Annotated in this window: 19 protein-coding genes; 4 read left to right on the forward strand and 15 right to left on the reverse strand. The window is 53.2% G+C overall.

Annotated elements, in window-relative coordinates; genetic code table 11:
- Positions 1 to 22 precede the first annotated feature (22 nt).
- Positions 23 to 481, reverse strand: a complete 459-nt coding sequence (locus C8E01_RS05870) for a DUF2892 domain-containing protein (RefSeq protein ID WP_116542433.1) — start codon at positions 479 to 481, stop codon at positions 23 to 25.
- A 226-nt stretch (positions 482 to 707) separates the two neighbouring features.
- On the opposite strand from C8E01_RS05870, the gene C8E01_RS05875 reads away from it, so the two are divergent.
- The 4 genes from C8E01_RS05875 to C8E01_RS05890 all read left to right on the forward strand — a co-directional run bounded on the left by C8E01_RS05875 (position 708) and on the right by C8E01_RS05890 (position 8,454).
- Positions 708 to 1,127 (forward strand): HYC_CC_PP family protein, encoded by a 420-nt coding sequence (locus C8E01_RS05875; protein ID WP_116542434.1) that lies wholly within the window; start codon positions 708 to 710, stop codon positions 1,125 to 1,127.
- Between the two features lie 100 nt (positions 1,128 to 1,227).
- Positions 1,228 to 4,989: an efflux RND transporter permease subunit gene (locus tag C8E01_RS05880; RefSeq protein ID WP_116542678.1), complete on the forward strand. Its 3,762-nt coding sequence runs from the start codon at positions 1,228 to 1,230 to the stop codon at positions 4,987 to 4,989.
- Positions 4,986 to 6,431, forward strand: coding sequence for a TolC family protein (locus C8E01_RS05885; RefSeq protein ID WP_116542435.1), 1,446 nt, complete (start codon positions 4,986 to 4,988; stop codon positions 6,429 to 6,431). Before C8E01_RS05880 ends, C8E01_RS05885 begins: the two co-directional genes overlap by 4 nt.
- Before the next feature lie 250 nt (positions 6,432 to 6,681).
- Positions 6,682 to 8,454, forward strand: a complete 1,773-nt coding sequence (locus C8E01_RS05890) for an efflux RND transporter periplasmic adaptor subunit (protein WP_116542436.1) — start codon at positions 6,682 to 6,684, stop codon at positions 8,452 to 8,454.
- A gap of 115 nt (positions 8,455 to 8,569) precedes the next feature.
- Here C8E01_RS05890 and C8E01_RS05895 read toward each other — a convergent pair whose 3' ends face one another.
- From C8E01_RS05895 to nuoE, 14 genes are all read right to left on the reverse strand, one after another.
- A complete protein-coding gene (locus C8E01_RS05895) occupies positions 8,570 to 9,088 on the reverse strand; it encodes a GreA/GreB family elongation factor (protein WP_116542437.1) in 519 nt (172 codons plus the stop codon).
- 153 nt (positions 9,089 to 9,241) lie between these two features.
- The gene (locus tag C8E01_RS05900; protein ID WP_116542438.1) at positions 9,242 to 10,162 is read right to left on the reverse strand and encodes a lytic transglycosylase domain-containing protein; all 921 of its coding nucleotides are present in this window, start codon (positions 10,160 to 10,162) and stop codon (positions 9,242 to 9,244) included.
- Between the two features lie 280 nt (positions 10,163 to 10,442).
- Entirely contained in the window at positions 10,443 to 11,585 is a 1,143-nt protein-coding gene (locus tag C8E01_RS05905) for an alpha/beta hydrolase-fold protein (protein WP_116542439.1), read from the reverse strand.
- Between the two features lie 44 nt (positions 11,586 to 11,629).
- On the reverse strand, positions 11,630 to 12,580 hold the full coding sequence (locus C8E01_RS05910; RefSeq protein ID WP_116542440.1) for a GNAT family N-acetyltransferase: 951 nt from the start codon (positions 12,578 to 12,580) through the stop codon (positions 11,630 to 11,632).
- 873 nt (positions 12,581 to 13,453) lie between these two features.
- A complete protein-coding gene (locus tag C8E01_RS05920) occupies positions 13,454 to 14,908 on the reverse strand; it encodes an NADH-quinone oxidoreductase subunit N (protein ID WP_116542442.1) in 1,455 nt (484 codons plus the stop codon).
- 6 nt (positions 14,909 to 14,914) lie between these two features.
- Positions 14,915 to 16,540 (reverse strand): NADH-quinone oxidoreductase subunit M, encoded by a 1,626-nt coding sequence (gene nuoM / locus C8E01_RS05925; RefSeq protein ID WP_243409447.1) that lies wholly within the window; start codon positions 16,538 to 16,540, stop codon positions 14,915 to 14,917.
- Entirely contained in the window at positions 16,537 to 18,423 is a 1,887-nt protein-coding gene (nuoL, locus tag C8E01_RS05930; RefSeq protein WP_116542443.1) for an NADH-quinone oxidoreductase subunit L, read from the reverse strand. Before nuoL ends, nuoM begins: the two co-directional genes overlap by 4 nt.
- Before the next feature lie 4 nt (positions 18,424 to 18,427).
- On the reverse strand, positions 18,428 to 18,721 hold the full coding sequence (gene nuoK / locus C8E01_RS05935; RefSeq protein ID WP_018477630.1) for an NADH-quinone oxidoreductase subunit NuoK: 294 nt from the start codon (positions 18,719 to 18,721) through the stop codon (positions 18,428 to 18,430).
- An 11-nt stretch (positions 18,722 to 18,732) separates the two neighbouring features.
- The gene (nuoJ, locus tag C8E01_RS05940) at positions 18,733 to 19,293 is read right to left on the reverse strand and encodes an NADH-quinone oxidoreductase subunit J (RefSeq protein ID WP_116542444.1); all 561 of its coding nucleotides are present in this window, start codon (positions 19,291 to 19,293) and stop codon (positions 18,733 to 18,735) included.
- A gap of 3 nt (positions 19,294 to 19,296) precedes the next feature.
- Positions 19,297 to 19,812 carry an NADH-quinone oxidoreductase subunit NuoI gene (gene nuoI, locus C8E01_RS05945; protein ID WP_116542445.1) on the reverse strand — a complete coding sequence of 172 codons (516 nt, stop codon included), beginning with the start codon at positions 19,810 to 19,812 and terminating at the stop codon, positions 19,297 to 19,299.
- Positions 19,813 to 20,216: 404 nt separating this feature from the next.
- Positions 20,217 to 21,188 carry an NADH-quinone oxidoreductase subunit NuoH gene (gene nuoH, locus C8E01_RS05950; RefSeq protein ID WP_116542446.1) on the reverse strand — a complete coding sequence of 324 codons (972 nt, stop codon included), beginning with the start codon at positions 21,186 to 21,188 and terminating at the stop codon, positions 20,217 to 20,219.
- Positions 21,158 to 23,893: an NADH-quinone oxidoreductase subunit NuoG gene (nuoG, locus tag C8E01_RS05955; protein WP_116542447.1), complete on the reverse strand. Its 2,736-nt coding sequence runs from the start codon at positions 23,891 to 23,893 to the stop codon at positions 21,158 to 21,160. Before nuoG ends, nuoH begins: the two co-directional genes overlap by 31 nt.
- Positions 23,875 to 25,176 (reverse strand): NADH-quinone oxidoreductase subunit NuoF, encoded by a 1,302-nt coding sequence (gene nuoF / locus C8E01_RS05960; RefSeq protein WP_116542448.1) that lies wholly within the window; start codon positions 25,174 to 25,176, stop codon positions 23,875 to 23,877. Before nuoF ends, nuoG begins: the two co-directional genes overlap by 19 nt.
- A 19-nt stretch (positions 25,177 to 25,195) precedes the next feature.
- Positions 25,196 to 25,660, reverse strand: a complete 465-nt coding sequence (gene nuoE / locus C8E01_RS05965; protein WP_116542449.1) for an NADH-quinone oxidoreductase subunit NuoE — start codon at positions 25,658 to 25,660, stop codon at positions 25,196 to 25,198.
- Between the last annotated feature and the right edge of the window lie 101 nt (positions 25,661 to 25,761).

A 25,761-nucleotide genomic window follows, 5' to 3' on the forward strand; every position in this document is an offset into this window, starting at 1 on the left:
ATCACTTTTCTGAAAATAACGCCTAAGTAGTCCGTACGGTATCGAGTATTTCTGTGGGAGAGCTTTTAGGTGATATGTCATCGAAATCGCCACGCAGCGCCTTGAGGGCATAACGTTCCTCGTCTATTTCGCGTCGGCTACGGATGCCGAGCGACCGCATGATAGGCAGGGGAGGGCACCAGCCCTGCAGACCGTGCTGCAGCAGAAATGTACTGACAATGCCCGGCAAAATGAACCAGCGCTTGTTGACAAAGGCACCCAGTAAAGTACCGGACAAGGCGAGGGTAGATGCATTTACTTCCAAGGTCCGCTCAATGCTCCATTCCTGGTCGAGCTCGCGGATGCGCTCTGATATTTCGCCGTGACTGCGGCCTTTGTAGCGGGCAATACTCTGCCGGATAGAGCTGTCTACCCGCTCATTTAGATTGTCAGGTGTGCTTTCCCGCACACGTCCTTTTTCTTCCTGTTCTATATTTGTCATCTTCTTTCTAAAGTGATTATCTTACTATAGTACTATACGTCTTTGCATGAATATTTAGTTGTGCCAGAAGTGAATCATGTCGTGCGTTAAGAGCGTTATAGCGCATATCGGAGGGCTTCTGTCGTTTTTTGTAAGTTTTAATACAAAATCTGTAAGTACCTCCGGCTTTTCCTGCCTACTTTTGTAAAAGAAACTGTATCTTCGTTTTTAAGAGACACACCTGAGTTTGAAACTGATTCGCACCATACTGACTTTGACACTGGCCTTGCTGGTTGTTTTCTCCTCGTTGGGGATGACGATCACGCAACACTTGTGCGCGGGTGAGGTAATGGCAACGGTTTTCTTCTCGCACAGTGCCGACTGCGAAATGGAGAAGCAGCGCGAAAACCTGCCGGACTGCCACAAACCGGCCATGGAAGATGACTGCTGCCAGGATCAGACGATTGTGTTGGAAGTAGAAGACGAGCAGCAACTCAGCCCGACTTTCAAACTGTCCGTTTCGGATATGACCTTTATCGCTGCTTTCACGGCGGTGTGGTCTGCCATCTTTGAAATCTACGCTCCGGCCTATTCGCATGTGCCGGACTACGCACCGCCAATGCTGGCACAGGACATCCCCGTTCTGGTGCAATCCTTCTTAATATAAATCTGCTTTTTCGATGATACCGGGCCTTAATGGTCAGGTATAGCTATTGGCTTTTCCTTTTGGGAAGCGCCATTCTTTTCTGCATTCAATCGAACAAAGCATGTTAAACAGCATTATTAAATTCTTTCTGGAACAGAAGCTGGTAACCGTCCTGCTACTGCTCCTTGTTGTGGGCTGGGGTATCATCGTAGCGCCGTTCAACTGGAACGTGAACTTCCTGCCCCGTGACCCGGTTCCGGTGGACGCCATACCTGACATTGGCGAAAACCAGCAAATCATTTTTACCGAGTGGATGGGCCGCTCGCCGCAGGATGTGGAGGACCAGATCACCTATCCTTTGACGACCTCTCTGCTAGGTATGCCGGGGGTGAAGACCATTCGCTCCACGTCCATGTTCGGCTTCTCGAGCATCTATGTCATTTTTGAGGACGACGTGGAGTACTACTGGAGCCGCTCACGCATCCTTGAAAAACTCAATTCCCTGCCAGCCGATCTGCTGCCTGCCGAGACGACCCCAAAGCTGGGGCCTGACGCCACGGCGTTGGGGCAGGTATACTGGTATACCCTGGAGGGCCGCGATGAAGAGGGCAATCCGGCCGGCGGCTGGGACCTCCACGAACTCCGAAGCATCCAGGACTTTTATGTGAAATACGCCTTGTCCGGAGCGCAGGGAGTGGCCGAAGTGGCGTCTGTGGGCGGGTATATCAAAGAGTACCAGGTAGACCTCGACCCGGTGGCGATGAAAGCCAACAACGTCTCCATGATGGAGGTGATGAACGCGCTTAAAGCCAGTAACCAGGAGGTAGGTGCCAGCACCGTCGAGATTAACCAGGTGGAGTACTTGGTGCGCGGTCTGGGCTATGTTAAGGAAATCAGCGACATTGAAGACGCGACTGTGCGGGTGGCCAACAACGTGCCGATCCGAATTCGGGATATCGGTCGGGTGAATATCGGACCTGCCGATCGCTCCATGCTGGGCGTGCTCGACAAGAGCGGTGCCGAGGCTGTGGGCGGTGTGGTGATTGCCAGGTATGGCGACAATCCGCTGGCCGTGATCAACAACGTGAAAGCAAAGCTGGACGATATCGCCGCTGGTCTGCCGTCCAAAAAACTGGCCGACGGGCGTGTTTCCAAAGTTACCGTGGTGCCTTTCTATGACCGCACGCAGCTGATCAACGAAACGCTCGGCACGCTTAACACCGCCATTATTTTGCAGATCCTGATCACCATCATCGTGATCATTGTGATGGTCTACAACCTGCGGGCCTCGCTGTTGATTTCTGCGCTCCTGCCTTTGGCGGTGCTGATGACCTTCATTCTGATGAAGTACTTTGGGGTGGACGCCAACATCGTGGCCCTGTCAGGTATAGCCATTGCCATCGGTACCATGGTCGACCTGGGGATCATTCTCAACGAGAACATCCTGCGGCACATGGATGAAGCTCCGCCTGGTCAATCGCTGGGCAGGACAGTCTACAATGCTACCTCTGAAGTAGCCACCGCCATCCTGACGGCCGTTTCAACCACTGTAGTCTCGTTCCTGCCGGTGTTCACGCTGGAGGCTGCGGAGGGCAAGCTGTTTGGTCCGCTGGCCTATACCAAGACCTTTGCACTGGTGGCATCGCTTGTGTTCACGCTCGTGTTCATGCCGGCCTTTGCGCATGTGGTTTTCGGCCTGAAGTCGCGCAACGTGGCCTGGAGCAAAATTCTGAATTGGGTCTTGGTAGGCTTAGGTATAGCAGGCTTGTTCATCTTGCCGCTGGCAGGTATAACACTCATCCTGATCGCGGCCAATAACCTGCTTAACATTTACCAGCCGGAGCGCTTTGGTCGCCACCACAGCCTGGTGACGGTTGCCATAGCCGTGCTGGCTGTGTCGTGGCTGCTGGCTACGGAGTGGGTGCCGTTGGGCGTGTCGGTGAGTTACTTTGTCAACTTTATCTTTATTCTGCTGGTCATCGGACTGGTACTGGGGCTGTTTTCGCTCTTCATTAAGGTATATCCACGTGTACTGGCCTGGTGTTTGGCTAACAAAGGGACCTTTCTGCTGATTCCGGCCTTCATCATGCTGCTGGGTCTGAACATCTGGGTCGGCTTTAACGGGGTTTTTGGCTGGATAGCGACGGGCTTTGATAAAGTGGGCTGGAACGTGCGCACTACCTCACCATGGAGCAGTATGGTGCATACTTTCCCGGGAATGGGCAAGGAGTTTATGCCGTCACTCGACGAAGGGGCTTTCCTGCTCATGCCAACGTCCATGCCGCACACCGGTGTGGAAGCGAACAAACGCTACCTGCAGCAACTGGACATGCTCATCACGGCTATACCTGAAGTGGAGATGGTGGTCGGCAAAGCCGGTCGTGCCGAGACGGCGTTGGACCCGGCCCCGATGTCGATGTACGAGAACGTGATCCAGTACAAATCAGAATACATCACGGATGAAAACGGGTATAAGGTGCGCTTTAAGGTTGATGACGACGGCAACTTCGTGCGTGACGAAAAAGGAAATCTGATCGAAGACAAGCGGGGCGAGTACTTCCGTCAGTGGCGCGACCACATCCGGACGCCGGATGATATCTGGAACGAGATTGTGGAAGTAGCCGAACTGCCGGGCGTGACTTCCGCGCCTAAACTGCAACCGATCGAGACTCGACTGGTGATGCTGCAGACAGGTATGCGCGCGCCGATGGGTGTGAAGGTATACGGACCTGATCTGCAGACCATCGAGGACTTTAGCATGCAGATGGAGCGACTGCTCAAAGAGGTGCCCTCGGTAAAGCCGGAGGCGGTTTTTGCAGACCGCTCCCTGGGCAAGCCGTACATGGAGATCAACCTGGATAGACGCGCCATGGGCCGTTATGGACTCAATGTGGCCGACGTGCAGGAGTACATCGAAGTAGCGATGGGCGGCATGGCGCTGACCACAACGGTCGAAGGCCGTGAGCGCTATTCTATCCGGGCACGCTACGCCCGGGAGTACCGCACCGATCCGGAATCCGTGAGCCGCATTATGATCTCCAATCCGCAAGGAGGGCAAATTCCACTGGCAGCCATTGCCAAGGTGGAATTCCGTCCGGGCCCTATGATGATCCGCGGCGAAGACTCCTTCCTGACCGGCTATGTGCTGCTCGACAAACGGGAGGGCTTTGCAGAGGTAACCGTGGTGGAAGATGCGCAGCGCTACCTGCAGGAGAAGATCACTTCAGGCGAGCTGGTAGTGCCGGCAGGCGTGAGCTACAAGTTCTCGGGCAACTACGAAAACCAGGTGCGTGCCGAGCAGCGACTGGCCTTTATCGTGCCGCTCAGCTTGCTGATCATCTTCCTGATCCTGTACTTCCAGTTCCGCTCGGTTAGTACCACTTTCTTTATTTTCACGGCGATCGCCATGGCTTTTGCCGGGGGCTTTATGATGCTGTGGCTCTATAGCCAGGACTGGTTTATGAACTTCTCTTTCGGGGATACCAACATGCGGGAGCTTTTCCAGATGCGCACGTTTAATCTAAGTGTGGCTGTGTGGGTGGGCTTTATCGCCCTGTTCGGTATCGCAACGGACGACGGTGTGGTAATGGGTACCTACCTGAAGCAAAGCTTTGAGCGAAGCACACCGCAGACGAGAGCCGAGGTGCGTGATGCGGTAATGGAGGCAGGTATACGCCGCGTGCGTCCTTGCCTGATGACCACTGCCACCACCTTGCTGGCGCTCTTGCCGGTGCTCACGTCTTCCGGACGGGGCTCTGACATTATGATCCCGATGGCGATCCCTTCTTTTGGAGGTATGTTCGTAGCCCTGATCACTTTGCTGATCGTGCCGGTGCTGTACAGCTGGCGCGAAGAACTCAAAATCAAAAAAGATACCGTATGAAAAAGATACTGGCATTCATCATTCTGATGCTAGGGGCTATGCCCCTGGTGCAGGCACAAACCCTGGAAGAATACCTGGTGGAGGCAGGCGAAAACAGCCCCACACTAAAAGCCCGTTACGCAGAGTATCAGGCCGCCCTGCAGCGTGCACCGCAAGTGGGGGCGCTGCCCGATCCGGAAGTTTCATTTAACTTCTTTTTGCAGCCGATGATGCGCTTCATGGGTAATCAGGTGGGCGATGTTTCCGTGATGCAGATGTTTCCCTGGTTTGGCTCTAACAAGGCGGCTAAAGACGAAGCGAACTACATGGCGCAGATGAAATTCGCATCCTTTATCGAGGCGAAGATCAACCTGTACCACGAGGTGCGCACCGTTTGGTACCAACTCTACCTGAACGATCAGGAATCTATCCTGATGGAGCGGGAAGTGGAAATTATGAAGTTGCTCGAACGGCTGGCATTGGCGAAGTATACCTCGGCACCTGCTGGTGGCAGTTCGGGTGCCGCAACACCTGCTCGTAGCACGACCAGTGGGGCAGGTGGCACAGCAGGCGCTGCTGGTAGCGGTGGCTCCGGTATGGCAGGTATGGGCGGCTCCGGTGGGGGAGCGGCTTCTGGTTCCGCTAGCGGAGGCAGCATGCCGGCTAGCGGCAGTAGCATGTCGAGCATGGGCAGCTCCGGCGGTTCTTCTATGGTCGATGTGATGCTGATCCGCCTGCAGTTGAAAGAACTCGAAAACCAGATGCAGATTCACCACGAAGCCCGTCGTCCGCTGCAAGCACAGTTTAACCAACTGCTGCGTCGCCGACCAAGTATGACGGTGTTTTCAGCTGATACCCTTTTGCCTGTGCCCTTGCCAGCTACCCTATCCCTGATTGAAGATTCCATCCGTGCAAACCACCCAATGCTCAAAATGTACGAGTGGGACGAAAAGGCTCGTGAATCGCAATTGCGCATGGCGCAGTTGATGGGCCGGCCAATGTTCGGAGTAGGGCTGAACTACATGATCTTCAACCCGCGCACTGATGAAGCTACGCAGATGACCATGGGCGGTGAGAATATGGTGATGCCAATGGTGACCCTGACGCTGCCCATTTACCGTAAAAAATACAATGCGGCGAAAAAGGAAGCGGAATTCTCTCAACAGGCAGCGACCTATCAGAAGGAAGCGACGGAGCGCGAGCTGTTTACAGAGTTGGAGAATTTGCTCTATCAATACCAAAGCGCAGTAAGCCGGATAAACCTGATCAAGGATCAGGTTGCACTGACGGAACAAGCCCTCCGTCTGCTCACTACGAACTACTCCGTGACAGGAACAGGTATAGACGATATCATACGCCAGCGCCAGTCTCTGCTCAACTACAGGCGACAGCAGGTACAGGCCATCACCGACCAAAACATTGCTGTGTCTGCCATCAACCGCATGATGCAGGGGGATAATTAGGGATGATGGGTGTACCAATTTCTTTCTTTCATCCTAAAAGGAACTTGGTAGAAACAGAGGGCCCCTACCCTCGGAGGTTAGGCCTTAGCTATAATACATACCTGCCCCTCTCTTTTTCGAAGGGCCCTTTCCCCAGAGGGGAATTCTCGTGCAGAATAGTATCCTATGTAGGGGGCAGGGGAGGCCAATAGTTCACCAAACTACAAAATCATAGAAAATCAGAAGATCAACAGTCATAAGCATAAAAGACATGACAGCTAGAAATAAAAGAATTGGAACCTACATACTCGTAGCCTTGGGCGGATTGCTGCTGGGCTGGCTGCTGTTTGGCGGCAGAGGTTCAGAGCAGAAACACGAGCATGCCGGCGAGGTAGCGGGTGCCACCGAGTATACCTGCTCCATGCACCCGCAGATCAGACAGGAAGGACCCGGCAAATGCCCGCTCTGTGGCATGGACCTCATTCCTGTGAGCAACAGCGGAAGTGGTAGCAAAACGAGCCGCTATGTGCTCGAGATGACACCGGAAGCCATCGCACTTTCCAATATACAAACGACGAAACTTGAGATGGTCGACCCGGAAAACGAACTGACACTATCGGGACGGGTGGCGTTAAACGAACAGCAGGTTTCTTCCATCACGGCTAAGTTTCCGGGTCGTATCGAACGGCTATACGTGAACTTTACTGGACAGGAAGTGAGCCGCGGCGAGCGGTTGGCTTCACTTTACTCTCCCGAACTGATCACTGCCCAGCGCGAGTTGCAGGAAGCCGTACGCGCCGAAGATTTGATGCCGGAACTCTACGAAGCAGCCAGGGCCAAACTCAAGCTCTGGAAGCTGTCTGACGCCCAAATCAAACGCATTGAAAACGCTTCGGACATCATTACCAATTTCGACATCTACTCAGATGCCGCTGGTGTGGTAACGGAGCGATTAGTGAGTACCGGAGATTACGTTACGACAGGCTCTGCACTCTTCGAAGTAGCCAACCTGTCGTCGGTATGGGTGGTGCTGGACGCCTACGAGGCGGATATGTCGTGGATCAAGAAAGGCGGTAATATCACGTTTACGGTGCCGGGTATACCGGGCAGAGAGTTCACAGCCAAAGTAGCCTTTATTACCCCTGTGCTCGATCCGACAACCCGTGCCATCGAGGTACGGGCCGAAGTGCAGAATCCGGGTAATCAGCTGAAGCCGGGTATGTTCGCCAATGCGCGCATAAAGACGTCGACAGGAGCCAAAGCACAGTCGCTGTCGGTGCCAAGCAGCGCCGTGCTGTGGACCGGCAAACGATCGGTGGTATATGTGAAAGTAGCAGGAGAGGAGATGCCCGCATTTGAGATGCGCGAAGTCACATTGGGCCCTCGCATGGGCGATCGGTATGTGGTGGAGTCTGGTCTGCAATCAGGTGAGGAAGTAGTGACCAATGGCGTGTTTGCCGTGGACGGCGCGGCCCAACTGCGCGGGAACTACAGCATGATGTCACCTCCACCGGTGGGTGGACCAAAAGCACCTGAGGCTTTCCAAAAGCAACTGACCGAACTGGTAGACCTGTACTATACCTTGAAAAATGCGTTGGTAGCATCGGATATACCTGCGGCACGTCAGGCAGCGGGGACTTTTGCGATGAAACTGGGCGAAGTGAACATGAACGAACTCGACGGCAAGCTGCACGATCAATGGATGGCCCTGCTGCCAACGCTCAAGTCTAATGCCGAGGCTATTCAGAAAAGCCGCGATTTAGAAAAACAGCGTGCCGCGTTTTCACCTTTATCCGACCATGTGATTGAGGCGGTGAAGGTGTTCGGTATACAACATGAAATAGCCTATATCCAGTCCTGCCCGATGGCGCTCGGCGATAAAGGAGCTTTCTGGCTGAGTGAGTTAAAAGATATTCGCAACCCCTACTTCGGGGAGGCGATGCTGGCCTGCGGTGAAACGGAGGAAACGTATAGAAGAGGGCAGAGTTCGGCTGCCGTTGAAGCTGAAACGCCAGCTAGAGCGCCGCAGGGGCATCAGCATTAAGAGCACAAAACATCATTAATGTCATTTCGAGCGCAGTGAGAAATCTGAACTGAAAATTCTATTCCTCTCCAGATTTCTCAATGCGTTCGAAATGACATTTTTAGTTTTCTGAGTCTCAGCTATACCCAATTTCCACTACCTCCACTTCCTCTTCCACACGGCCTAATTTCAGGTGCAGTTTCTGTCCGACTTTAGCACCTGTCACAGCCTGTGCGATAGGCGCTACAAAACCGATTAGTCCCTGCATCACATCCGCTTCGTCTACGCCCACAATGGTGAATTTTCGGATAGTGCCGGGTTTGCCGCCGCTGATGGTGCGCAGCTTGACGGTGGCGCCGAATCTAACTTCGTCGGTGGTTTGCTCTAGCGGATCGATTACTCTGGCACTGGCTATTCTTCCGTTCAGGGCGCTGAGTTTGCCATTGAGGATGGTAAGTTGGCGGGTGCGGTCGGCCTCGTTTTCGCGATTGGCTTCAACCTGGCTGCGTTCGGCTTCCATTTCCTCCAGCTCGGCACGCAGTTTTTCCAGTCCCTGCGGACGAACATAGTTAGGGACCCCGGCAGGCAGGGCAGCCCGGGGCGGAATGATGGGCGCTTCGCCCGCGTCGTCTTCTTTTACAAATGCACGGCTCATGTCCCGTTATACAGCAAGGGAGCGACAGATGTTTCTGCCGCTCCCTTTTCTAGTTTTAAGGTATAGAGCCTGTCGCTATACCTCTCAGGAATTTTGAAATGCAACTAAATGAACCGATTTACCACTTGACAAAAATTCCTTTGTCTACTAAAATTACATCGGCAGTTGCAGCACATACTCCTTGCCTTCTGGCACCGTCAACTTATACCCTCTGATCCAGGGGTTGTAAAGGCGCAGCGTTTTGTAATTGATGCCTTGCTCCAGGGCGAAAGCGGGCAGGTCACTAATGGTGTTGGAAACGGTGAGCGGTTTGCTAGGAAGTGGCTTATAGCCATGCTCTACAGCCAGGTCGAAGCCGTATTTCTGCGGATTGCCCAAGATTTCTTTTAATGCCAGGATGCGGAACATGTAGCGGGATGTCTCGTCGTTCAGGTAAAGGTCGTAGTAATCGGTTACACCCTGCTGTTTCATGGCGCGTTCTATACCTGCCATGCCACGGTTATAAGAGGCAGCAGCATTGGTCCAGTTGCCGAACTTGGCTTTGGCAGTTTTGAGGTAGCGGCATGCCGCCAGGGTGGATTTCTGAATGTGATAGCGCTCGTCTATTTCGCCGTTCACTACCATACCGTAACCGCGGGCCGTGTCGGGCATCAACTGCCAGAAACCAGAGGCGCCGGCCGGTGAGGTTACATGGCTCAGCAGACTTTCGGCAAGGGCCAGGTATACGAAATCCTCCGGTATATCATTCTCCTTCAGCATCTGTTTGATTTCAGGCACGTAGCGCTGCATGCGCTTGAGGGCCAGCAAGGTGCTGGTATGCAGGTAGGAGTTGGCCAGCAATTCACGGTCGAGGCGCTCGGCTACATCCGGCACGTGCAACGGCACTGGCTCGCCTGCAAAGGTAATGGCATCAGGCAGGGCAGGGGAGGTAAAAATCTGCCTGTTGGTTTCAAAAGCCCGGTCGTTGCGCTCGTTTGGCGTGGCGTTAAGCTTGAGGCTGTTCTCACCTGTGAATTGTAAAACCAACAGGGGGGCGACCAATACCCATCCGTACTTAATAAATTGCTGTTTCATAGCGTGCTCCTTTCTTATACCTATCTGTTATAACCTGAAAACCGAGGGTGAATTGTGTTTCAAGGTAAGGAAAAATGCAATAGGATGCCAGCTGCTACAATAGTTTTTAAGTCGACAAAACGGCTTTTGTGGAAATATTTTTGGCCTGAAATATCCCTTAAAGAACAGTGAGGGTATAAATTGATTGTTTATTGGTTATAAGCAGGAGGTGCGTTGCTGCTCTGTAAATATATAGGTTTTACAATATTTATATAATGTTCTAATTCGTTCCATTACAATCTTACTTCCCGAGCATAAATTTGAGCGCTTTAGGTATTCGTTTCGCCCAAGCCGCCTCGTTGTGTTGAGCTTCTTTGTCCAGTATCCAGATATAATCCTTGCCTTCGCGATAGCCTTTTTGCTGCAGGGCTGCGAGCATTTCGTCTATACCCGGCTGCAGGCGTGCTTCGAGGTCAATGCCGCCGTTGTCGATGTATAGTTTTAGCTTCTTCTTTTTGCCTGTGTAGGCCTGCACGTTTTTCACATAATCGATGTGCATGATCTTGAAGGCGGGCGACATGCAGATGGCCTTGCTGAACACCTGCGGATATTCCCAGGCCAGCATGAAGGCCATGATGCCACCAGCCGAAGAGCCACCTGTTAAGGTATGTTTCGCACCTGGCCTGGTGCGGTAATGCTGATCGATGAGAGGCTTGACTGTATTAACTACAAAGTCCATGTAAGCACGTCCTTTAGCACCCGGCACATACTCTTCCATGCGGTCTGGGGTGTTGTATATACCCACAATGATGGCAGGGTCCATTTGCTTACTGCGTATCAGACTGTCGGCTATTTCGTCGATGCGCCAATCCACACCAAAAGAACTGGTGGCAGGGTCGAACACATTCTGGCCGTCGTGCATGTAGAGCACGGGGTACCGCTTGCTTGTTTTTTCGTAGCCCGGCGGCAACCAAACGATCAGGTCGCGGGGCTTCAGACTGTCGGCTGTCAGGTTACGATGGTAGATCACTGTGCCCGTAATACCGCCAGTGATCTTTCGCTCTTCCTTTTTCAGCCAATGCTTTAATTCATGCTGCACTGTAGTGTCACCCTGAAGTTGCAGACTGAAATTAGGCAGTGGATTGCCCTGCGCGTCTGTGGCTTCGGTTTCCCAGGAGCCCAGCGTGAATTTGTAAGCAACAGATGCCTCTTTCAGGTATAGCGTCTTTTCCCATACCTGTCCGCCCACATGCTGCAGTGCCACTTGGCCAGGCTGCCAATTGCCAAGCTCAGACGTACTGCCACTCAGGTATACGCGCTGCGAGTCTGGTAGCGTGGTGGCGTGTAACCGGAAGGTAACGCGTATGCTATCCGGCTGTTGCTGTCCCAGGGCAGTCAGCCAAAAGCTGAGCGTAGTAAGCAATGTCAACAGTATGCGTTTCATGTGGTTGGCAGCGTGTGGTTCTGCCGACAAAGATAGGGGAAATGTCATAGACAGCGGACGTCGAGCGTGAGCGGCTCGTCTGGCTTGAGTTCCTTAGTGCTCACGATATAATGACTAAATGCGTTGAGGGCACTTTTCTGCAGTGCATGGTACACCGCATCGCTGGGCTGGCAGCAAATCTGCATGTAATTGATACCTTGCTTGTAAAGTTGGAGTGAGACCTCTGGCAATGTGTGGATGTTGTCCTGAGTCAGATTATAAATGGTTGTCGTTTTCAGCACAGATCCAACCAAAGGCACATACTTGTTCGTCCGGACAAACCGGTTCCCGAGCCATAGTCCGCCACTCAACACGGGGCTCACGGACTTCACTTTGAGTTGGTATATCTGATGCGTGTGCCACAATCCGAGCCCACTGTCCGTCACCTCATAATAGTCACTCAGTCTATCGCTGTCCGACAGGAGCGAAACGCTAAAAATAGGCTCTCCGATAGCGGCATTTTCAACCCGCATGGTGCGTGCAGTCGGAAAGGTCAGGTATAGGAATTCGTACAGGAAGGTTTTGCGATAGGATTTTGAGATCAGATGCAGCATGGTGAGGTTGCCCGCCCGCAATGTGGTGAATTGGCGTGTCAACCCCTTGGGTTCAAAAAAACGCTTACGCAGACAAGTAGCCAGATCTTGCCCGATGCCCCTGTTCCGGACTGCAGGGTCGACCAGCACATCAAAACCGAATCCTGTCTGTTGCAGCGCTCCGTTAACGCGAATAGGAGCCTGCGCTGCGGTTACGCCCGCCAACACCTTATCTTGAGCATCTACGGCGACAAAGGCAATATAGTCTTCAAAAAGCGCCGCCCGGCTCAGAAACTCCGAACGCACGATCTCAAGTTTCACCATAAATCCCTGCGGCGACATACGCTCGATCTCCAAGAGCGCCTGTTCATGTTCAGGACGATAGGGCACTATTTTGAAACCCTTGTTTTTCTTGGAACTCATATCCTTTTTGTTGTAGTCGGCTATCGCTGATCGGCAATTGGCAGTGAGTATACATACTGAGACAACTCACTTCGCATTTGTCGGTAATTTTCGAAGTCACCGCGCAAGTAGTACCGTGTATTGCCAGATCCTGCCAAGGCTCCTATAACAGCACCGACTGTAGCTCCTGAAATGCCAACAGCCGCTATCGTACCTGACTTGCCCAAAACATCCAAACAGCCCCAGCTACTAGTGGAAGATGCGCAGGGGTCTTCGTACGTTATCCAGCCTAATAATGACCCAGCTGCGAATCCTATGACGCCACTAATAAGGGCAGTGCGTGCAACGGCTCCATTTTTTCGAATCTTAAGCAAGAAAATTTCCTTAACGGGGTAGGAATGAAGCACGGGTTCCCCAATCAGTTGTCTCCTGTTAAACTGTGTCAAGGGCACAAATTGCAGCGCAGAATCCCCTAAATGTGTAAGTACACCAACCAACTGTAGCCCATTATGTGTGGTAACCTGTACACGGTATAGTGATTGATTTTTAGATTGGCTGTGTCCACTGTTGAACGCAAACAACAGCAGCATGAGTAGTACAGCTTTCATCATTCATAGAGGTTAGAAGTCAATAGTTAGCTAACAAGGAGGCTATCTTTTAAGTACGTATATATTTGTAAATAAGTAAATATTATATTTGATTATTTAAAGTTTATTCATCGTGATTTAATTGCTTAAATCTTTGTTGTCTTGCATATACTGAGGCGGGAGTTGATGGGATAGGACAATATCAATGTATTTAAGGCCGGACCTTTTTGTTCAGCCTTAAAAATATTCATAAACAGTAAAGCCCTCCTTGTCAGAAGGGCTTTACTGTTTATTCCAATATGCCATTCTAGGGCGCAGCTGTTACAAGTAGCCCCTGTATCACTTGCAACAGACCTGAAGGGTATACACCTATGTAAACCAGCAGCAATGCTAATATTGTCAGCGTACCCACACTCGCCACATAGATGGAAGGCCGCAGTTTGCCGCGCGGCTCGACTTGTGTTTCCGCTTCAGGCTGCTGGAACATGACAGCCACAATGCGGATGTAGTAGAAGAGGCCGATCACGCTGTTGAGCGCCAGCATAACTACCAGTAGCCAGAGCTGCGTGTTGACACCGGCAGCCAGAATGTAAAACTTACCGACAAAACCCGCTGTGAGCGGTATACCTGCCAGCGAGAGCAGCATAGCCGTGAAGACTGCCGCAGTCCAGGGTCTGCGCCAGAGCAGGGCCCGGTAATCTTCCAATTGCTCGGCATCGCGCTCCTTATCGGAAAGCATCGCGACTACACCAAAAGCCCCGACAGTCGTGATGAAATAGGCCACGAGGTAGAAAGTCACCGCTTCTACACCCATCTGGTTGCCGGCCAGAAAAGCCACCAGCAAATAGCCAAGGTGTGCGATAGAAGAGTAAGCGAGGATGCGTTTGACATTTCGCTGCAGCAAAGCCAGTAGGTTACCTGCCAGCATAGAAGCGATGGCGACGATGGTGAAGATCAGCACAAGGGTAGGGTAGCGGAAACCGTCTACTTCCATGAAAAAGCGAATCAGCACACCCAGCACACCGCCTTTTGAAACGGTGGCGATGAAAGCGGTCACTGGTGCCGGAGCGCCTTCATATACATCCGGTGCCCACATGTGAAAAGGCACGACACTCAGCTTAAACCCAATACCGACGATCATCAACCCGAAGCCGGTAAGTAACAGCAGCGGTAGTTCGGTAAAGCCTGCGATAGCAGCGGCTATACCTGCAAATTCCATGGTGCCGGTGCTGGCGTAAACCAGCGCCATTCCAAAGAGAAGAAAAGCAGAGGAGAAAGCAGCCAGGATCAAGTATTTTATACCTGCTTCGTCCGAGCGTTCACGGGTGCGCAGATAAGCGATGAGGGCATAGAGCGAAACGCTGAGAATTTCCAGACCTAAAAACAGTGAGGCGAAATGGGTGCTGATGACGAGCACACAGGACCCGATGGTAGCCAGCAGGAGCAGGAGGTAATACTCCTCCTTACGTTCTTCCCGTTGCTCAAAGTAGGCGTAGGACAGCATGCTGATGAGCAGGGCCGTAAGCAGAATCATGCCGATGTAAAACACGCCGAAACCGTCCATGACAAGCAGCGGCTCGATGGTATAGCGTCCCACGTCCCGCAATTCAAACAGCGAAGCAAAAGCCGCTAAAAAAGATACGGCCGTGATCACGTACATGATTTTGTGGTTGCGCCCCACGGCTATCACCAGCATGGACACCAGCACCGCAAAGGTGAGGATGAGCAAGGGCATGAGGTGTTGGAAATCAGTCAAGGTCATGGCTTGTCAATTTGAAGATTTGAAAATTTGTAGATATGAAGATGGCTTCGCTTCTTTTGGCTTTTTCGTGCCAAATGTCTTTTCAGGAATGGCCTCCATTTCAATTCTATCCATGCGTGCAATAGGCGCCTGTTCTATTAGAGGTTCGGTATAGGCCTGCAGTTGCTCCTGTATGCTGGGTCTCGCAGTGTCGAGGATTGGTTGCGGATAGAGACCGAGCCACAGGATCATCACGACCATAGGTATGGCAATCAGCATTTCGCGGGCGTTTAGGTCGGGTAGCGGTTGCTCCATGCGGTTGGCTTCGAAGAAGATCTTCTGCATGATGCGCAGGGAGTAAATCGTGGCCATGACCAAGCCGATGGTCGCGAAAGCCGTCAGCCAGTTGTTGGCTTGCCACGAGCCAACCAAGGTCAGGAATTCTGCAATGAAGTTGCCGAGTCCGGGCAGACCGAGCGAGGCCATGACAAAGATGAGCGCGATGACGCCCATCTTGGGAGCCGTGGACCAGAAGCCGCCCATCTGTCGTATGTCGCGGGTATGGAGGCGCTCGTAGAGGAAGCCGGCGATGATGAAGAGAGCGCCGGTGCTCAAGCCGTGCGTAATCATCTGCATGACCACGCCCTGCAGCGCCCATTCGTTGAATGAGAATACACCCAGTATCACAAAGCCCATGTGGCTCACGCTGGTATAGGCGACCAGCCGTTTGAGGTCAGTTTGTGAGAAAGCCAGAATCGCTCCGTAGATGATACCGATCACCCCCAGCAGCATGGCCCAAGGCGCGAACTCCACAGTAGCCATCGGGAAGAGTGGCAGCACAAAGCGAAGCAGTCCGTAAGCACCGGTTTTGAGCAATAGTCCAGCCAGAATCACACTACCAGCCGTTGGGGCTTCGGAGTGTGCGTCGGGCAGCCAGGAGTGGAAAGGCACGACCGGTAGCTTTACTAGAAATGCCGCCAAAAAACCGAACATCAGCAAGCGAGCTGCTTCCGGTGCCAGCGTAGTGTTCAGCAATTCGAAATAGCTAAAGGTATAGACGCCCGTTTGGTTACCGTGAATAAAATAGAGTCCGAGTATGGCCAGCAACATCAGCAAGCCTGAAGCCTGCGTGAAGATGAAGAATTTGTAGGCGGCATACCGGCGGTTTTCATGTCCCCAGATGCCAATCAAAAAATACATCGGAATGAGCATGACTTCCCAGAAAAAGTAGAACAGGAAAAGGTCCATGGTGAGGAACACGCCCGTTATACCTGCCAACACCCACAGCAAATTGAAGTGGAAAAAGGCGACTTTGGTCTGAATTTCCCGCCACGAAATAAGCACGGCAAGCAGCCCGATAAAAAAGGTAAGCAGCAGCATAAGTACGCTCAGACCGTCAACTGCCAGACTAAAACTAATGCCCCATTGCGGAATCCAGGGCTGGTCAAAACGCATGTACCAGGTGTGCCCCATTGATTGGTTGGAGCCTATTACGATCGCCAGAGGGTTCATCCAAATATATAGTGTTAGCACAAATACAGCCAGCACAGAGCCCAGGGCTACCCAACGCGGCAGGGTGCGGTTCACTTTTCCGGAAATCCAGGCCAGCACGCCGCCGACCATCAGTATCACAATCAGCCAGACCAGTATCATAGCAGTAGACTTATGGTTAGAATCATAATTGCCCCGACCACGATGCCCGCCACATAATTGCGCATAATGCCGGTTTGCGTTTGGGAAAAGAGCTGGTGCAGTCCCTGCGTCACATTGGCGAGGAAAGTATAGAAAGAATCGATAAAGTCGTTTTTATTCACCTTCGATAGGTAGACATAAGGCCGCACAAACAGTGCGTCGTAGAGCTGGTCGAAGCCCCAACCCGAGTGCCAGAAATGGTGAATGGCCATAGCAAATTCAGAACGGTGTATGCTTTCGATAAGCTCGGGCTTTTTGTAGTAGAAGAGGTAAGCAATGAAAATTCCGCCCAGCGATATCACGGCCGCGAGCAGCTGCAACATCCACTCAAACCGGTCAAAATCCGGCACCACGCTTACGGCCGGAAGGATAGGCGCAAGGAAGTCGGAGAACAGTACCACGTGCCCGAAATTGTGCGGCAGCTCAATGAAACCACCGGCAAAAGAAAGAACTGCTAGTATAATCAGCGGCACTGTAATCGCCATCGTCGGTTTATGCCCGACGTGGGTTTTCTCTTCACCATAAAAGGTGAGGAAGACCATCCGGAAGGTATAGATAGACGTGATGAATGCGCCTAGCAAGCCCGCCAGGTATAGCCAGATGTTGCCATTCTCACCCGCCAGTTGTAGCCACAGAATCTGGTCCTTACTATAGAATCCCGCCGACACCAGCGGAAAGGCCGCCAGCGAGGCGGCGCCTATCAGGAAGGTATAGAACACAACGGGCAGTTTCTTGCTCAGGCCACCCATCTTCCGCATGTCCTGTTCATGGTGCAGCGCCAGAATAATGGCTCCGGCACAAAGAAAAAGCAGCGCCTTGAAGAAGCCGTGGATCATGAAGTGGAATACACCCGATGACCAGGCACCTACGCCCAAAGCCAGAAACATGTAGCCCACTTGACTGATGGTGGAGTAGGCGAGCACCCGTTTGATATCGTACTGGGTGAGCGCCGCAAAACCCGCAATCAGCAAAGTAACAGCGCCAATCACCGCTACGGCCATCATCGCCACCGGCGACAGCGCAAAAATCACGTGCATGCGGGCAATCAGGTATACACCGGCCGTCACCATCGTAGCGGCATGTATGAGCGCACTCACGGGTGTCGGGCCTGCCATGGCATCGGGCAACCAGGTCTGCAACGGCAACTGACCGGATTTTCCGACCGCACCGCCCAGCAAAAGCAGCGCAATAATCAGTGCTGTTTCGTTTCCGATGCTCCATACCTGCGCCGCTTCCGTGGAAATGCTTTGGATGTGCAAGGTGCCGAAGTGCTGGAAGAGCATGAACAAACCGATGGCCATGGCCGTGTCACCGACGCGGGTGATGATGAAGGCTTTTCGGGCCGCATAGACGTTGGCGGGCTCCTTGTACCAGAAGCCGATGAGCAGGTAGGAGCAGAGGCCCACGCCTTCCCAACCCAAGTATAGCAGGAGTAAATTATCGGCCATCACGAGCATCAGCATCGAGCCTACGAAGAGGTTCATGCAGGCAAAGAAGCGGGAATAATCCTTGTCTTCGGCCATGTACTCAGTGGAGTAGATGTGAATCAGAAACCCGACGAAAGTGATGACGAAAATGAAGACCATCGAGAGCGCGTCGAGGTGGAAAGCAATGGAGGGACTGAAGCCCGCCACATCAAACCACTGCCAGACTTCCTGCCGAATAAAAGCCGGTCGGGAGCTGAGGTATTCTATACCCAGTACCAGCGTAACAGCGGCCGAAATGCCCACGCTCCCGACCCCAATGGTCGAGACCAGCGCACGTGAAATGCGGTTGCCGAAGAGCACCAGCAAAAGGGCGCCGGCAAAGGGCAGGGCGGGGATTAACCAGAGTAATTCTCCCATAGCGTTATCCTTTCATAAAGTTAGCCGCGTCGCTGTTGAGCGTCTTCAGCTGGTGATGAATCTGCAGTATCAGGGCCAGACCAACCGACACTTCGGCGGCGGCCATCGTGAGGATGAAGATGAACATGATCTGTCCGTCCGGCTGCGCCCAGTGGCTGCCCGCCACGATAAAGGCCAGCCCGGCGGCATTCAGCATTATCTCCACCGAGATGAGCATGAAAATGATGTTTCGGCGAATCATCACACTGATTAGCCCGAGCATGAAGAGCACGCCCGCCAGCAATAAACCGGTTTCCATAGGTATAGCACTCATAGCACGGCGCTCCTTTCTTTTTGCGGTTCCTTTTCCTGCAGGAAGCGATGGATGACTTTCTTCTTCTGTCTACCCAAATGGTACGCCCCGACGATACCTGCCATCAACAGAATACCGGAGAGTTGCACGCCCAGCACATAAGGACCGTACAGCGCTAACCCGACAGCCCGTGCATCGACGTAGCTACCGGCAACGGCAGGCGCGGCTGGCATGTCGGCGATGACCAACAGGTATACCAGTTCAGCGAGCAAGACGAAAGAGAGGAGGGCAGGGCCGACCCAGAGTTTAGGCTGGAGCCAAGCTTTTTCCTGTTCCACATCTTCGCGGGTGAGGCTGAGCATCATAATCACGAAAATGATGAGTACTACGATGGCCCCGGCATACACGATGACTTCGAGCGCGGCCATGAAGGGGGCACCCATGGTGACGAACACCACGGCGACGGCCATAAAAGACACCACGAGGTAGAGCAGGGCATGAATCATGTTGTAGCGCGTGATGACCATGATAGTGGCCAGCACGGCGACGGCTGCGGCTATATAAAATGTCAGTTCCATAGGCTATGGGAGTAAACTTTTGATATCAACTGGAGGTGCTTCGTTCTCGGCTTCGCCCTTTCCTTTTCCGCCGATGGCCAAGCCCGCTACCTTGTAGTAGTTGTAGCCATGGTACTTGCCCTGCCCGTTGATGAGAAGGTCTTCTTTCTCGTAGACAAGGTTCTGGCGATTGTACTCGCCCATCTCAAAATCAGGAATGAGTTGGATGGCGTAAGTCGGGCAGGCTTCTTCGCAGAAGCCGCAGAAAATGCAGCGCGAAAAGTTAATGCGGAAGAACTCGGGATAGCGTCGGCCGGTTGGGTCTTCGGTGGCCTGCAGAGCGATGCAGTCCACGGGGCATGCAGCGGCGCAGAGGTTGCAGGCCACGCAGCGCTCACCCCCATCCGGGTCACGCGACAACACAATGCGGCCCCGCCAACGCGTCGGGAGAATGGCCTTTTGCTCCGGATACTGGATGGTTTCCCGCTTGTGAAACGCATGCAGAAACGTGAGCCACATACTGCGCAATAAACTAAACATAAGTGCTCCTTTCGTTTATCGTTATATTTCAACTGTCACCTTGAAGGTATAGTCGATGTATTCTCCACAACTTTCCCCTTGAGGGGATTATAGGGGTGTCCATTATGCGCGATTGTCATCCCCCTGCCCCCCTTCCTTGTCGGTGGCTACCCCCTAGAGGGACTTTTCTCTCGCTCGCGTCCCGCGAATGTGCGCTATTTGGCGGACTCTGGCCGCTATGGTTTGTGCCTGTCGGTACAAGTGGCGGGACGCCACTGGATAGCTCACACTCGCCAGAGGCGAGCGAGGACGGAGTAGGCATTTAGCAGTGTACTTACCAACTAGCTTTATACCCCTATGGTCCCCTCAAGGGGACAGTCTCGTGTTGATCATTCCTCAACTCTCAAACTCCCAAACCCCTAAACTCACCTAAACCCATCATTCAACCACAACAACACCCCCGCCGTCACCACCAGATTCAGCAAGGTCAGTGGCAGCAAATACTTCCATCCGTACTCCATCAATTGGTCGTAGCGTGGTCTTGGCATAGAGGCGCGTAACAGAATAAATACACCCAAGAAGAAAGCTGTCTTCAGAATAAACCAGACGATGTGCGGCAGGAAATCAGGGCCGAGCCAGCCGCCGAAAAACAGGACCACCATCATGCACGAGATAACCGTAATGCCCATGTACTCTCCGATGAAGAACATGCCGAATTTCATACCGGAGTACTCCGAGTGAAAACCAGCTACCAGTTCACTTTCCGCTTCCGGCACGTCGAAAGGAAGGCGGTGCGTTTCGGCTATACCTGCTATGAAGAAGATGACGAAGCCGATGATTTGCGGCACCACAAACCACAAGCCCCGCTGCGCTTCCACAATGGTACTGAGGTTGAACGAACCCGCCATCAGCACTACACCCATCAGCGACAAACCCATGAACACTTCATAGGAAATCATCTGCGCCGCGCCGCGCATGGCGCCGAGCAAACTATACTTGTTATTAGAGGCCCAGCCACCCAGAATAATACTATAAGCGCCCATCGACGACATCGCCAGAAAGAATAGCAAACCGATGTTGAGGTCAGCTACCACGATGCCCGGAGCGAAGGGAATGACCACGAACGACATCAGCACAGTGACTACCACAATGGCCGGAGCCAGAATGAAAACCGGTTTATCGGCGAACGGCGGAATCCAGTCCTGTTTGAAGAATAGCTTAATGGAGTCAGCCGCCACAATCAGCAAGCCGAAGGGACCTGCGCGGTTGGGTCCATACCTGTCCTGGAACAGAGCCAGACCGCGTCGCTCTACCCAGATAAGCAATGCCGCCACGTTGAGCATGACAAAAAGCACGCCGCCTATAATCAGTAAGTAGTTTGGGGTTGCTGTTTCCATTTGAGTTCTCGGTTAAGTATGGCCCACGCAGGCAGTTCGCCATATGGTATACCCGGCAATCCGGCGGGCATACCTGCGGTGCCGCTACGGATAATCGGACTTATTTTCACGGGCAGTTGGTATACCTGCCCTTCGATGGTGAAGCTCAGGCTCTGGCCTTCCTGCAGTTTCATTTGCATGGCGTCTTCTTCATTCAGCAACACATAAGGCTCTGGCGCCCGCTCCACAATCGGCGGGGAGTGCATGCTGAGCTCTTCCGAACCAAAAATGTGGTGGAGCGGCAGCATGTACAGGTGGCCTTCCAGTGGCTGGAATTTCTGCGGTACCGTTTGGGTAAATGGTGCCGACTTGGTTGTATCTGGTTTGATGAGTCGCAAGCCCGGGTCGCCGCCTTTGAGGTGTCCGCCCACTTCCTGCTGGTACTTGTTGGTTGCCTGCGACGAGTTCCAGCCCGGTGCCCAGAAAAACGGAATGATGGAGGACGGTGGCTGTCCGCGGTAGCCTTCCATGGTGTAGGAAAGTGGCGCGTCTGGGTCCACTGGTGGTTTGGGTTCGTTCACGTTGATGTTGGCCAGCATGGCAGTGCGGCCGCTGAAACGGTGCGGCGCCCGCGGTATTTTCTGACCGGCAATACGGAAGTCAGTGCCCGGCGCCACGGCGTCTATACCTTTGAACTGTTTGTGTTCTTTCACCATGGCCTGCAGCACGTCATCGAACCCGTGCCAGTGACTGATGCGGTCGTGGGCCAGCAAAGTGCCCAGTTCACCGAGCCAACGCCAGCTTTCTTGCAGGTCTTCCCCAGTCGGGTATACCTGAAAGAAGCGCTGCGCCCTACCTTCATTGTTAATCAGCGTGCCATCGGCTTCGGCGAAAGTGCCGGCTGCGAGCAAGATGTCGGCTTCTTCGGTAGTCGCATTGTGTAGGTGGTCCAGCACAATCACGTTTTTGGCGGTCTTCAGGAAATTGGTCACCACACCGGCGTTGGCACGTCGGTAGAGGTCATTTTCCAAAATGATAACCGTATCGGCATAACCATTGAGCACCGCTTCGAGGGCCGATTCCAGTTTGTGGCCGCCTAACATGGCCAAACCCATGCTGTTGCATTCGGGCAGGGTGAGCACAATGCCCGCTTCCTTTTCTTTCGCCGCCAGCGCATTGGTAATGTTGGCGGTGGCCATCAAAACCCGTTCGCTGCCACAGTGCGTGCCGGATATCACGAGTGGTTTTTTCGCTGCCATCAGCGTATCGGCTATTTGCCTTGCCAGCTGTAATTCGTCTTCGTTCAGCCCAGTCACTTCCGGTAAATCAGTATGAATAAAGCTGGCCACGGCAAAGCCCAGCCGCGCAATGGTTTCTGGTGAGTCGCGGTAGGTATGGGTGGCGATTTCGTCTAGTTTAGTGTCATGGATGGTAGCGATGAAGAGCGGTCCCATTTCGTCCTGCATCAGTTCCCGAACGGCCGCATCCTGCCATACCGGTATGTTGGCTTTGGAGATGTGCTCGAGGGACGGTTGCTTGCGCACCGATTGCCGCACGGCCAGCGCCAGCATAGGAGCTGTGTTGAGTAGGTCTTCACCTAGAATAAACACGGCATCGGCTTGCTCCACTTCCCGCAGCGATGGGGTACGGGCAGCGCCTTCTTTCAGAATCTTAAGCGCTAGACAAACCAAATCATGGTCGTTATCAGAGACGCCGTCATGGAAGTTATCATCGCCTACCAAAGTTTTCAGCATAAAGTTCGACTCCAGCGAAGCCCGTGGAGAACCAATTCCAACTACACTGCCGGTTCGGAAAGCCGCTGCGGCTGCCTGCAGGGCGGTATACTTGTCAGTGGCTTCAGGCAATTGTGCCCGTACCAGCGGCTTTCGGATGCGGCCCACATGGTTCACGTGCTCGTAGCCAAAGCGTCCGCGGTCGCAGAGGAAGTAGCCGTTCACTTCGCCGTTATACCTGTTTGTGATGTTGCGCAAGCTGCCGTAGCGTTCGCCTGCCGTGATGTTGCAACCGAGACTGCAATGGTGGCAAACTGACGGCGCCATGGTGAGGTCCCATTTGCGGGTATAGTGTTGCTTGAGCGTCTTGTCGGTGAACACGCCAGTAGGACAGACTTCCACCAGATTGCCGCTGAACTCACTCTCCAGCACACCATCTTCGTGGCGACCAAAGTAGAGGTGGTTGTGGGCGGCGAACACGTCGAGGTCCTTGCCGCCGGCATAGTCTTTATAGTAGCGCACACAGCGGTAGCACTGTATGCAGCGGTTCATTTCGTGGTTGATGAAGGGGCCAAGGTACTGGTTGATGTAGGTGCGCTTGTCGAAGCGGAAAGCGCGGTAGTTGTGGCCTGTCATTACGGTCATGTCCTGCAGGTGACAGGAGCCGCCCTCATCGCACACGGCGCAGTCGTGTGGGTGGTTGGTCATGAGCCAGCCAATAATGTGCGCCCGGAACTCCTTGGCTTCCATGTCGGCAATGGAGATGCGCATGCCGTCACGTACCTGTTCCATACACGACATAAAGAGCTTGCCCTTCGTATCGTTTTCGTCCTTGTATACCTTCACGGCGCACTGCCGACAAGCACCGATGGAGCCCATGGCCGGGTGCCAGCAAAAGTAGGGGAGGTCCTTTCCGAGGGTGAGGCAGGCTTCCAACAGGTTCTTGCCAGTGGGTACTTCGTAGGGTTTGTCGTCTATATAGATGGTTGCCATACTTTCGCTTTGCTCCAGGGACAGTGGTGTTCGTGAATGTGTCGTTCAAAATCTTCTCTGAAGTATTTCAGAGCGCTCTGCAGGGGTTCCATAGCGCCGGGGGCAAGGGCACAAAACGTGTTGCCGGGACCAAGGTATTTGGTATGAAAGTCGAGTGTGAGGAGGTGCTCGGGTTTGCCTTCGCCGCGGTCGATAGCCAGGAGTATTTTCTCTACCCAAGGCAGTCCTTCGCGGCAAGGCGTGCAAAAGCCACAGGATTCCTGGGCAAAGAAATGCTGCAGGTTGTGCACGAAACCCACCGGGCAGGTATGGTCATCGAGGATAATCATGGTGCCCGTACCCATGCGACTGCCAGCTGCCTGAATGGCGGTATAATCCATCGGCAAATCCAGGTGCTCTTCCACCAGAAAATCTGTGGAAGCGCCGCCCGGCAAAAGTCCTTTGAAGAGGTAGCCGTCCTGCATGCCGCCGCCGTGTTCTTCAATCAGTTCGCGGATGGTGGTGCCCATAGGGAGTTCCCAACAACCGGGCGTTTTCACGCGACCACTGATGCCGTAGAGTTTGGTGCCGGCATCTCCGGTTTTGCTCAAGCCTTTAAACCACTCCGCTCCGTTGTTGATGATGTGCGGCAGACAGCAAAGCGTCTCCACGTTGTTCACGATAGTAGGTTTGCCAAACAGACCGCTCACCTGCGGAAATGGTGGTTTTGCCCGCGGGTTTGCACGTTTGCCTTCGAGGGCGTTGAGCAAGGCCGTTTCTTCACCGCACATATACCTGCCCACGCCGGTGTGCAGGTGCATGTCAAGACTGAAGCCTGAACCCAAGATATTTTCCCCCAGATAACCTGCTTCGTAGGCTTCTTCGAGGGCCTTAATAATTTCCCGAGCTGCTACCTTATAGGCCCAGCGCATGAAAATGTAGGAAATACTGGCGTCGATGGCGTATGCTGCGATAATCATCCCCTCTATAAGCTGGTGCGGATTGCCTTCCAGTAACACACGGTCCTTGAAAGTGCCAGGCTCCATCTCGTCGGCGTTGGCTACCAGGTATTTTGGCTTGGCCGCTTCGGGTCCCATCGGCACAAAACTCCATTTCAGGCCGGTGTTGAAGCCCGCGCCGCCACGTCCGCGCAGGTCGGATGCTTTGACTAGATTCTGCACGTCGGCAGGGGCCATCTCTTTCAGGATTTTGCGCACCGACTGGTAGCCGCCCACTTGCTCGTATTCTTTGAGGGAGAGCGGTGCGCGTCCGGGGACAATGTGTTGGGTCAGGGGCTTCTCCATGGGTATGCCCGCTTGGGTTTTAGGTATACTTTTCCAGAATCTCGTCCAGTTGTTCCACCGTCAAATCACGGTACAAGTCGTTGTCAATCATAAGGGCAGGGGCTCGGTCGCAGGTACCGAGGCAGCAATTGGGTAGCAAGGTAAAGCGGCCGTCTTCGGTAGTCTGGCCGTATTTGATGTTGAGTTTTTCGTAGAGGCGGTCGCGTATACCTTCGTAGCCCATCACCCAGCAACTGATACTGTCGCACACCAGAACCACGTGCCGCCCCACCGGTCTGCGGAAAATCAGGTTGTAGAACGTCGCCACACTGTCCAGCTCCGCCGGCGACATCCCCACGTAGTCGGCCACATCCTTCAGACTCTCGTCCGACACCCAACCATGACTGTTCTGCACGATTTTCAGCGCTTCGATGCAGGCGTTTTTGGGCGAAGGCACCAAGCTGATTTCGTGGTCGATTTTGTGTTTTTCTTCGGTGGTCAACATGTTGGTTGAATGGTTTAATTGCTACATGGTTAATGGTTGATTATTGTCTGAATCAGGATTTACAGGATTTTATAATTTTCAGGATTCATTTTGTCGATAAT

The sequence above is a fragment of the Pontibacter virosus genome, from assembly GCF_003096355.1.
GTDB lineage: Bacteria > Bacteroidota > Bacteroidia > Cytophagales > Hymenobacteraceae > Pontibacter > Pontibacter virosus.